We start from the raw sequence: 10,556 nt of genomic DNA on the forward strand, positions 1-10,556 counted from the left end.
TATGTGAGTCCTCCCTATTTCACCTTGCTTTTATTCTTCCCTCCCCCTCCCCCCCCCCCCCCCGATACCCCTCCCCCCGCACCACGAGGACCGCCATGAGCCCCCGCACCCCGAAGAAAACCCGCTCCGTCGCCCCGTCGCGCATCCGCGAAGGCATGCCCTTCCCGCTGGGCGCCACCTGGGACGGCCTGGGGGTCAACTTCGCCCTGTTCTCGGCCAACGCCAGCAAAGTCGAACTGTGCCTGTTCGATTCAACCGGCGAACAGGAGCTCGAGCGCATCGAGCTGCCCGAGTACACCGACGAGATCTACCACGGCTACCTGCCCGACGCACACCCTGGCCTGGTCTACGGCTACCGCGTGCATGGCCCGTATGAACCGCAGAACGGCCACCGCTTCAACCCCAACAAACTGCTGATCGACCCCTACGCCAAGCAACTGGTGGGCACGCTGAAATGGTCCGAGGCGCTGTTTGGCTACACCATCGGCCACCCCGACGACGACCTGTCGTTCGACGAGCGCGACAGCGCGCCCTTCGTGCCCAAATGCAAGGTCATCGACCCGGCGTTCACCTGGGGCCGCGACCAACGTGTGCAGATCCCCTGGGAGCGCACCATCATCTACGAGGCGCACGCCCGCGGCATCAGCATGCGCCACCCGGCGGTGCCCGAGGCGCTGCGCGGCACCTTCGCGGGCCTGGCCAACGACGAACTGCTCGGGCACATCAAGGCGCTTGGGGTATCGAGCATCGAGCTGCTGCCGATCCATGCCTTCGTCAACGACCAGCACCTGCTCGACAAGGGCCTGAACAACTACTGGGGCTACAACAGCATCGCCTTCTTCGCCCCGCACCCGCGCTACCTGGCCAGCGGCAAGATCGCCGAGTTCAAGGAGATGGTTGCGCACCTGCACGACGCCGGGCTGGAAGTGATTCTGGACGTGGTCTACAACCACACCGCCGAGGGCAACGAGCGCGGCCCGACCCTGTCGATGCGCGGCATCGACAACGCCTCGTACTACCGCCTCAAGCCCGACGACAAGCGCTTCTACATCAACGATTCCGGCACCGGCAACACCCTCGACCTGAGCCACCCGTGCGTGCTGCAACTGGTCACCGACTCGCTGCGCTATTGGGCGGGCGAAATGCATGTGGACGGCTTCCGCTTTGATCTTGCAACCATCCTCGGCCGCTACCACGATGGCTACAGCGAACGCCACGGCTTCCTCGTCGCCTGCCGCCAGGACCCGATGCTCAGCCAGGTCAAGCTGATCGCCGAGCCCTGGGATTGCGGCCCCGGCGGCTACCAGGTGGGCAACTTCGCCCCCGGCTGGGCAGAGTGGAACGACCGTTTCCGCGACACCGTGCGCAGCTTCTGGAAAGGCGACGAAGGCATGCTCGCCGACTTCGCCGCGCGCATCACAGCCTCCGGCGACCTGTTCAACAACCGTGGCCGGCGGCCCTACGCCTCGGTCAACTTCGTCACCGCCCACGACGGCTTCACCCTGCGCGACCTGGTGTCGTACAACGACAAGCACAACGAGGACAACGACGAGAACAACCAGGACGGCACCAACAACAACCTGTCGTGGAACTGCGGCGTCGAAGGCCCGACCGACGACCCTGCGATCAATGCCCTGCGCATGCGCCAGATGCGCAACTACTTCGCCACCCTGCTGCTGGCCCAGGGCACGCCGATGATCGTCGCCGGCGACGAGTTCAGCCGCACCCAGCACGGCAACAACAACGCGTATTGCCAGGACAGCGAGATCGGCTGGGTCAACTGGGATCTGGACGAGGACGGCAAGGCCTTGCAGGCCTTCGTCAAGCGCCTGACCCGCCTGCGCCTGGCCTACCCGATCCTGCGCCGCTCGCGCTTTCTGGTGGGTGACTACAACGAGGCGATCGGGGTCAAGGACGTGACTTGGCTGGCCCCGGACGGCAGCGAGATGACCGTGGAGCAGTGGGAAGACCCGCACGGGCGTTGCCTGGGCATGCTCATGGACGGCCGCGCCCAGGTCAGCGGCATTGCCCGCCCCGGGGCCGAGGCGACCCTGCTGCTGATCGTCAACGCCTACCACGACGTGGTGCCGTTCAAGCTGCCGGCGGTGCCGCAGGGCGAATACTGGAGCTGCCTGGTCGACACCGATCGGCCGGAGCTGCGCAAGCCGCAGCATCTGCAGTTCGACACGGTGTTCGAGGTGCAGGGGCGGTCGTTGCTGTTGATGGTGTTGCAGCGCGAGGAGGAGTGAACCTGCAATGGGCCTTTTCGGTCCTACACTGCGTGGGAGCGGGCTTTGTGGAACGGGCTCTGTGGGAGCGGGCTTGCCCCGCGATGGCGTCTGATCAGGCAACATCGCAGTGCTTTGCTGACGCCATCGCGGGGCAAGCCCGCTCCCACGCCACGCCAGCCATTGTCCTTGAGGAGCCCCCGTGAACTCCGAAGCCGGCAGTCCAGGTTTCGCCAGCGTCGACCAAGCCCCGGCCGTGCACCGGGTCAAGGTGCTGACGGTCAATACCCACAAGGGTTTCACCGCCTTCAACCGGCGCTTCATCCTGCCAGAGCTGCGCGAGGCGGTGCGCAGCACCCAGGCCGATATCGTGTTCCTGCAGGAAGTGCTCGGCAGCCACGACCGCCACGCCAGCCGCTACCCCGGCTGGCCGCAGACCTCGCAGTACGAATTCCTCGCCGACAGCATGTGGAGCGACTTCGCCTACGGGCGCAACGCGGTGTACCCAGACGGCCACCACGGCAACGCGCTGCTGTCCAAGTACCCGATCATCGAACACCGCAACCTCGACGTGTCGATCACCGGCCCCGAACGGCGCGGCCTGCTGCACTGCGTGCTCGACGTGCCCGGGCAACCACCGGTGCATGCCATTTGCGTGCACCTGTCGCTGCTGGAAAGCCATCGGCAAAAACAGCTGCAACTGTTGAGCAAGCTGCTCGATGCACTGCCCGCCGACGCCCCGGTGATCATCGCCGGTGACTTCAACGACTGGCAGTTGCACGGCAATCGCACCCTGGTCCGGCAACAGGGCCTGCACGAAGCCTTCGAACGCCATCACGGCCTGCTCGCCCGCACTTATCCCGCGCGTCTGCCACTGCTGCGCCTGGACCGTATCTACCTGCGCAACGCCGACAGCCATGGGCCGAAGATCCTCGGCCACAAGCCCTGGACACACCTGTCCGATCATCTGCCGCTGGCAGTGGAAGTGCGCCTGTAGCAACGATTCGGCATAGCCGCCCGGCGAGAAATCACCATTGACGATATGGCCTCGCCAATTCTGTACAAATTCAATGGCTTGAATCACTCAACGAACCCTTACCAAAGCCTTCACACATTCTTGACGCAAGCCCTGTCCTCTCCTTAGCTGAACAGAACCAACAGACGTAAAAATTCGTGCCGGGCCTCTAGCTCGCGCCTTTGTGCGCGCTCAAGCAGGCTGGCGCGCTGGTCTGGGTCGCCCCTGTTTTTGTCGTACAGCCCGTGACATCAGGCCAGATTGCCCGGCTGTTCAACGTGCTGTCCAACACACAACAACAGGAGATCCGCCATGAAAAGCACCTCGAACCCCCTGCGTTTCGAAGCTTTTTGCTGCGCGGTTTCCACGTCGCTGCTCTTGGCAACCCCGGTGGAAACCTTCGCCTTCGAACTGCAGGAGGGCGAACCCTTCGCCCGGTTCCTGGAACAGCCCGAGGTCCCGCAACTCTCTCTCGACCCGCTGAGCGTCAATGGCCTCAACCAGGGCATGCTCTCGGCATTCTCGACGCAGATGAGCGAGCGCCACGGCCCGCTGGCCAGCGACATGATCGCCAGCCAGTGGGCGCAGTTCTTCCCCGGCGCACCACGGCCAACGCCCCAGGCGCCGGCGCAGCTGGAGGCGCCCAGCCAGCAGCTGATGATCGGCCCCGACCTGTTCGTGCGCGAAACCAGCGCAGGCAACGTTCACCGTGCCGGGATCTTCGTCGGCCACAACAACCTGCAGAGCAGCTTCAACGGCATGCGCCCCTTGCTCGGTGACAAGCAACGCAATGCGGTGAACCTCAGCGGCGAGAGCCTGGGCGTGTACTGGAGCATGACCCATGAGCAGGGCTGGCACCTGGACGCCGTGGCCATGGGCACGCGCATCGACGTCAATGGCCGCTCCCAGGCCGGCCAGCGGGTGGACGACAGCGGCCATGCGATGACCTTCTCGGTGGAGGGCGGTTACCCCATCGGCCTGGGTGGCGGCTGGGTGATCGAGCCCCAGGCGCAGTTGATCAACCAGCAGTTCTTCCCGGGCAGCCAGGTGCAGGAGGAAACCTTGCAGGCGTTCGACAGCCAGCCAAGCTGGAGCGGCCGGGTCGGTGCCAAGCTGTCGGCGCGCTACGTAGTGCGCGGCATGCCGATCGAACCCTATGTACGCACCAACGTCTGGTATGACTTCAGCAACAGCGACTCGGTGAAGCTCGACCAGGTCGACAAGATCTCCAGCTCGCGCAGCTCGACCTCGGTGGACCTGGGGTTGGGGCTGGTGGCGCGAGTCACGCCGAACGTGGCGCTGTTCGTCAGTGCCGATTACAGCAGCGATGTGGATGACAATGATCTGAATGGGCTGATTGGCAGCCTGGGCGTGCGGATGCGCTGGTAGGCAGGTTCTGCCTCATCGCAGGGCAAGCCCGCTCCCACGGTCTGGACTGCCCCCAAGAAGTTGGATACCAATCTGATTTGTCCAACCTTTAGGGGCAGCCCAGTCTGAGCGTGGGAGCGGGCTTGCCCCGCGATGATTCCATCAGGCTGGCTTCATCACCAACACCCCCAACGGCGGCAGGTTCAGCGCCAGCGACAATGGCTGCCCATGGCTGGCAATCTCATCGCTGGCCACCGCCCCCAGGTTGCCCACGTTCGACCCTGCATACAGCCCGGCATCGCTGTTAAGCAACTCTTGCCAACGTTCGCCGAACGGCACGCCGATCCGGTAGCCCTCGCGCGGCACCGGGGTGAAGTTGGCCACCACCAGCAAGGGTTCGCCCTGGCTGCTCCAGCGCAGCCAGGCGTACACACTGTTGTGCGCATCGTCGCCGATCAGCCACTGGAAGCCCTGGGGCTGGCAGTCCTGTTCATGCAGTGCCGGTTGCTCGCGGTACAGCCGGTTGAGGTCGCCGACCAGGCGCTGTACCCCTTGGTGCTCGGGGTACTGCAGCAGGTACCAGTCCAGTTCACTGTCGTGGTTCCACTCGCGCCACTGGCCGAACTCGCAGCCCATGAACAGCAGCTTCTTGCCCGGGTGGGCCCACATGAACGCAAGGTAGGCGCGCAGGTTGGCGAACTTCTGCCAGCGATCGCCGGGCATCTTGTCGATCAGCGAGTGCTTGCCGTGCACCACCTCGTCGTGGGAGATGGGCAGGATGAAGTGCTCGGAGTAGGCATAAATCAGCCCGAAGCTCATCTCGTTGTGGTGGTAGGTGCGGTGGATCGGGTCGTTCTGGATGTAATGCAGGGTGTCGTGCATCCAGCCCATGTTCCACTTGTAGGCAAAGCCCAGGCCGCCCTGTTGCGTGGGCTGGCTGACGCCGGGCCAGGCGGTGGATTCCTCGGCGATGATCAACGCGCCCGGTGCCTCGTGGGCCGCGACGCCGTTGAGGTGGCGGATGAAGTCGATGGCTTCGAGGTTCTCGCGCCCGCCATGGCGGTTGGGCACCCACTCGCCGGCCTTGCGCGAGTAATCGCGATAGAGCATCGACGCCACGGCATCGACACGCAGGCCGTCGATGTGGAAATGCTTGAGCCAGTGCAGCGCCGAGGCCAGCATGAAGCCGCGCACCTCGTTGCGGCCGAGGTTGTAGATCAGCGTGTTCCAGTCCTGGTGGAAGCCTTCCAGCGGATTGTCGTACTCGTACAACGCGGTGCCGTCGAAGCGCGCCAGGCCGTGTTCGTCAGTGGGGAAATGCGCCGGTACCCAGTCGAGGATCACACCGATGCCGCCCTGGTGGCAGGCGTCGATGAAGAAGGCGAAATCTTCCGCCGTGCCGTAGCGCGAGGTCGGGGCGAACAGCGACAGCGGCTGATAGCCCCACGAGCCGCCGAACGGGTGCTCCATGATCGGCATCAGCTCGATATGGGTGAATCCCAGTTCCTGCACGTAGGGCACCAGGCGTTCGGCCAGTTCGCGCCAGTTGTAGAAGCGCGCGACCTCGCCGGTATCGTCCAGCTCGCAGCGCCAGGAGCCGGCGTGCAGCTCGTAGATCGACAGCGGTGCGTTGTAGGCGTGGCGCTGGGCGCGCTGCGCCATCCATTGCTCATCGTGCCAGTCGTGGGCCAGGGCGCCGGCCACCTTAGAGGCGGTGCTCGGTGGCAGCTCGGTGGCGCGGGCCAGCGGGTCGGCCTTGAGCGGCAACACACCCTCGGCGCCGAGCACTTCGTACTTGTAGGTTTCGCCGACACCCAGGCGCGGCACGAACAATTCCCACACCCCGGCGCTGTGGCGCAGGCGCATGGGGTGGCGGCGGCCGTCCCAGTTGTTGAAGTCGCCCACCACCGAAACCCGCCTGGCGTTGGGCGCCCACACCGAGAAGCAAACGCCGTCGATGCCGTCGGCCTGGGTCGGTTGCGCACCGAAGCGGCCGGACAGGTCGCGGTGGTTGCCTTCGGAGAACAGGTACATGTCCATGTCGCCCAGTTGCGGGCCGAAGCTGTAAGGGTCTTCGGTGACCTGCTCGCCCCCGGCCCAGCCGATCTGCAGCAGGTACGGCTGGGCATCGTTGATGTGCGCGGTGAACAACCCTGGCAGGCGCTGTTGCTGCATTTCAGCGAGCACGTGCCCGCCATCGCGCGCCAGCACGCGCACATTCAGGGCGTTGGGCAGGAAGGCCCGGATAAACTGACCGCCTGCACCATCGGGGTGCGGGCCGAGCACGGCGAACGGGTCGGCGTGCGTGGCGCTGGCAAGGGCGTCCAGGTCCCGTTGCCGAAGGCTGCCGTTGTCACGCGTGGTTGCATTCATCTCACTGCCCCTTTCCATGTGTTTACACGATTGCTTGACGAGCTTTTGGGCGCGGCGTGGGAGCGGGCTTGCCCCGCGATGAGGGTTGAGGCCCCATCGCGGGGCAAGCCCGCTCCCACGCCGCCGCCACAATCAGGAAAACCTTCATGACTCCCCCCAGGTGCTGATCAACCCATGCAGGCCATGCAAAGGCACGGCCAGCCAGCTCGGCCGGTTCTCGGCTTCGTAGCTGATTTCGTAGGCGGCTTTTTCCAGGCAGAACAGTTCCAGTGCGGCGCGCTCGCCCTCGGCCTGCTGCCAGGCATGGGGCATGGCGGCGGTGGCCAGGCCATAGGCTTCGACGAAGGCGTGACGCGACTGGTGCAGGTACTGCCGGGCAACCCGCTGACGGGCCTGGCGCGCCGCGTCGGAGAGGTCTACCGCCGAGGCGCTGCGCAGGATCATGGCAGCAGCATAGTCGAAGGATCGCAACACGCCGCTGACATCCTTGTAAGGGCTGTGTTTGGCCCGGCGCTCGTCCAGCGGCCGCGCCGGTTCGCCCTCGAAATCGATCAGGTAGGCATCGCCCTGCACCACCAGCACCTGGCCCAGGTGCAGGTCGCCGTGCACACGCATCAACAACCCGCCCTGGGCCTGGCGGGCCAGGTTGTCGATGTGCTGCCGCAAGCCTTGGCGTTGTTGCTGCAGGTCGTCGACCAGGGCCTGGCTGTCACCGTCCAGGCCATCGCGGTGCTGGGCCAGCAGGTCCAGGGCATGCTCGAGCTCGGTGCTGATCTGCCGGCTCCAGCGCTCGCTGTCGCCGGCATCGCTCGGCCGCGGTTGGAACGCTTCATCACCGGTGGGCGCCGCCAGCAGCAGGTGCATCTCGCCCAGGCGCTGGCCCAGCACGGCGGCGAAGCCGGTGAGTTCGGCCAAGGCGTCGGTGTGCGCCTCCTGCTCGTTGCGGGTCGGTTCCATCTCGTCGCGGATCGCCCGTTCCAGGGTGTTCTGGGTCCAGTCCCAGGCATCGCCCTGGTTGCTCAGGTAGCCCTGGGCGATCATCAGCAGGGTTGATTGATCGCTATCGTCGACGCGGCTGACCCAGGCCAGCAAAGGCGAGATATTGGCAAAGCCGGCAGCCGTGAGGTAAGCGCTCATCTCCAGCTCCGGGTGGATCCCCGGGTTGACCCGGCGAATCAGCTTGAGCACCAGGCTGCCGCCGACCACCACCGAGCTGTTGGATTGCTCCGCGCCCAGGTAGCGCACCTCGCTCTGTTCATCGAGCGCCAGCGCCGCCAACTGCTCGGTGCACTGGAAACGCAGTTCGCCAAGGCCGTCGCCACAGGGCAGGCGCAGGCCGTCCTGGCAACCGCGCAGCAGCGCACGGATGAAGGGTTCGAGGACGAAGGCATCGGTGATAAGCCCCACCTGACGACCACGGCGCACCCGCGACAGCGCCAGTTGCTGAGGCAGCGCGGCGTTGATCTGCTCTTCGGGCAGCAACCCGAACGGCAGTTGGTAGTGGGTCACCACCCCGTTGCTGTGCACCTCCAGCTCGCCGAGCAATGCCGGCAAGGTCGCGGTGGCGAAGCGTACGCCGTAACGCAGGTGCACCTGGTCGATCGGCCCTTCCTTGCCGGCGAACCAGCGGCGCTTGGGCAGGTACTGGGGCAGGATCGCGCTTTCCAGGGTGCCCCGGGACGGCGCTTCGAGCAGCTCTTCCATGCGTTTGCGCAGCACCAGGGTGGTCAGCTCGGGCAGGCCTTCGGTGGGTTGCACATGCCAGCTGGGCATGCGGTCGTGGGCGGCCAGCAGGAACCAGTAGAAGCCGTATGGCGCCAGGGTAAGCAGGAACGGCAACTGGCCGATGGGCGGGAACGCGCTGCCACCGAGCATCTCCACCGGCACCCGCTCGGCGTACTGCGAAAGCTCCAGCTCCGCGGCCTGGGCGGCGCGTGAAACGTTGGCCACGCACAGCACGACTTCACTGTTGCCCTCGGCATCGCTGTACTCGCGGATATAGGCGAGGATGCGCCGGTTGCTCGGGGTGAGCATTTTCAAGGTGCCACGGCCAAAGGCCTTCTGCTGGTTGCGCACCGACAGCAGGCGGCGGTTCCAGTTGAGCAGCGAGTGCGGGTCGTGGGCCTGGGCCTCGACGTTGACGGTCTGGTAGCCGTACAGCGGGTCCATGATCGGGGGCAGCACCAGGCGCTGCGGCTCGGCCTTGGAGAAACCGCCGTTACGGTCCGGCGACCACTGCATGGGGGTGCGCACGCCGTCGCGATCACCCAGGTAGATGTTGTCGCCCATGCCCAGTTCGTCGCCGTAGTACAGCGTGGGCGTGCCGGGCATCGACAGCAGCAGGCTGGTCAGCAGCTCGATGCGCCGTCGGTCGCGCTGCAGCAAGGGTGCCAGGCGGCGGCGGATGCCTAAGTTGATGCGCGCGCGACGGTCTTCGGCGTAGTAGTTCCACAGGTAGTCGCGCTCGCGGTCGGTGACCATCTCCAGGGTCAGCTCATCGTGGTTGCGCAGGAAGATCGCCCATTGGCAGTTGGCAGGGATCTCCGGGGTCTGGCGCAGGATATCGGTGATCGGGAAGCGGTCCTCCATGGCCAGAGCCATGTACATGCGCGGCATCAGCGGGAAGTGGAAGGCCATGTGGCATTCGTCGCCTTCACCTTCGCCGAAGTACGGCCGGGTGTCCTCTGGCCACTGGTTGGCCTCGGCCAGCAGCATGCGGTCGGGGTAGTTGGCGTCGATCTCGGCGCGGATTGCCTTGAGCACGGTGTGGGTCTCAGGCAGGTTCTCGTTGTTGGTGCCGTCGCGCTCGATCAGGTAGGGGATGGCGTCCAGGCGCAGGCCATCGACGCCGATGTCGAGCCAGAAGCGCATCACCCCGATCACGGCCTTGAGCACCTGCGGGTTGTCGAAGTTCAGGTCCGGCTGGTGCGAGTAGAAGCGGTGCCAGAAGTACTGGCCGGCCACTGGGTCCCAGGTCCAGTTGGACTTTTCGGTGTCGAGGAAGATGATCCGGGTGCCGTCGTATTTCTGCTCATCGTCCGACCATACGTAGAAGTCCCGGGCCTTGCTGCCGCGCTTGGCGTGGCGGGCGCGCTGGAACCAGGGGTGCTGGTCGGAGGTGTGGTTGATGACCAGTTCGGTGATCACCCGCAGGCCGCGTTTGTGGGCCTCGGCGATGAAGCGTTTGGCGTCGGCCATGCTGCCGTAGTCCGGATGCACGGCTTTGTATTCGCCGATGTCGTAGCCGTCGTCGCGCCGTGGCGAGGGGTAGAACGGCAGTAGCCAGAGGGTGTTGACGCCAAGTTCGGCGATGTAGTCGAGCTTGCTGATCAAGCCGGCGAAATCGCCGATGCCGTCGTTGTTCGCGTCGAAGAACGATTTCACGTGCAACTGGTAGATCACCGCGTCCTTGTACCAGAGGGGATCGTCGATGAAGGCTGCCGGGCGGGAACGCTTGGCCATGTGCGACTCCTTTCTGTTCGGTTTTGTGCACGAGGATGATCGCGGGGCAAGCCCGCTCCCACGCGGTAGATCATGGGGGGAGGATTGGACCCCGACTGGTCTAACGCACC

At 65.3% G+C, this 10,556-nt stretch carries 5 protein-coding genes; 3 read left to right on the plus strand and 2 right to left on the minus strand.

All coding sequences use genetic code 11. The annotated features are described in order from the left end of the window. Positions 1 to 95 precede the first annotated feature (95 nt). The 3 genes from glgX (at position 96) to ACO6VM_RS02510 (ending at position 4,632) form a co-directional block, all read left to right on the plus strand. On the plus strand, positions 96 to 2,249 hold the full coding sequence (gene glgX / locus ACO6VM_RS02500; RefSeq protein ID WP_401057029.1) for a glycogen debranching protein GlgX: 2,154 nt from the start codon (positions 96 to 98) through the stop codon (positions 2,247 to 2,249). A 181-nt stretch (positions 2,250 to 2,430) separates the two neighbouring features. Next, positions 2,431 to 3,225, plus strand: coding sequence for an endonuclease/exonuclease/phosphatase family protein (locus tag ACO6VM_RS02505; protein WP_401057028.1), 795 nt, complete (start codon positions 2,431 to 2,433; stop codon positions 3,223 to 3,225). Between the two features lie 330 nt (positions 3,226 to 3,555). Beyond that, positions 3,556 to 4,632, plus strand: a complete 1,077-nt coding sequence (locus tag ACO6VM_RS02510) for an autotransporter domain-containing protein (protein ID WP_422402715.1) — start codon at positions 3,556 to 3,558, stop codon at positions 4,630 to 4,632. 141 nt (positions 4,633 to 4,773) lie between these two features. Here ACO6VM_RS02510 and glgB read toward each other — a convergent pair whose 3' ends face one another. Both glgB and treS read right to left on the minus strand, forming a co-directional pair. After that, positions 4,774 to 6,984 (minus strand): 1,4-alpha-glucan branching protein GlgB, encoded by a 2,211-nt coding sequence (gene glgB / locus ACO6VM_RS02515; RefSeq protein WP_422402716.1) that lies wholly within the window; start codon positions 6,982 to 6,984, stop codon positions 4,774 to 4,776. 144 nt (positions 6,985 to 7,128) lie between these two features. After that, positions 7,129 to 10,446, minus strand: a complete 3,318-nt coding sequence (treS, locus tag ACO6VM_RS02520) for a maltose alpha-D-glucosyltransferase (protein ID WP_422402717.1) — start codon at positions 10,444 to 10,446, stop codon at positions 7,129 to 7,131. Positions 10,447 to 10,556 lie beyond the last annotated feature (110 nt).

The sequence above is a fragment of the Pseudomonas sp. GZD-209 genome, assembly GCF_049310485.1.
In the GTDB taxonomy this organism is placed as follows: Bacteria; Pseudomonadota; Gammaproteobacteria; order Pseudomonadales; family Pseudomonadaceae; genus Aquipseudomonas; species Aquipseudomonas sichuanensis.

Coding starts and splice junctions, on each gene's coding strand:
- glgX (WP_401057029.1), top strand. CDS start 96: ATGAGCCCCCGCACCCCGAAGAAAACCCGCTCCGTCGCCCCGTCGCGC.
- ACO6VM_RS02510 (WP_422402715.1), top strand. CDS start 3,556: ATGAAAAGCACCTCGAACCCCCTGCGTTTCGAAGCTTTTTGCTGCGCG.
- glgB (WP_422402716.1), bottom strand. CDS start 6,984: ATGAATGCAACCACGCGTGACAACGGCAGCCTTCGGCAACGGGACCTG.
- treS (WP_422402717.1), bottom strand. CDS start 10,446: ATGGCCAAGCGTTCCCGCCCGGCAGCCTTCATCGACGATCCCCTCTGG.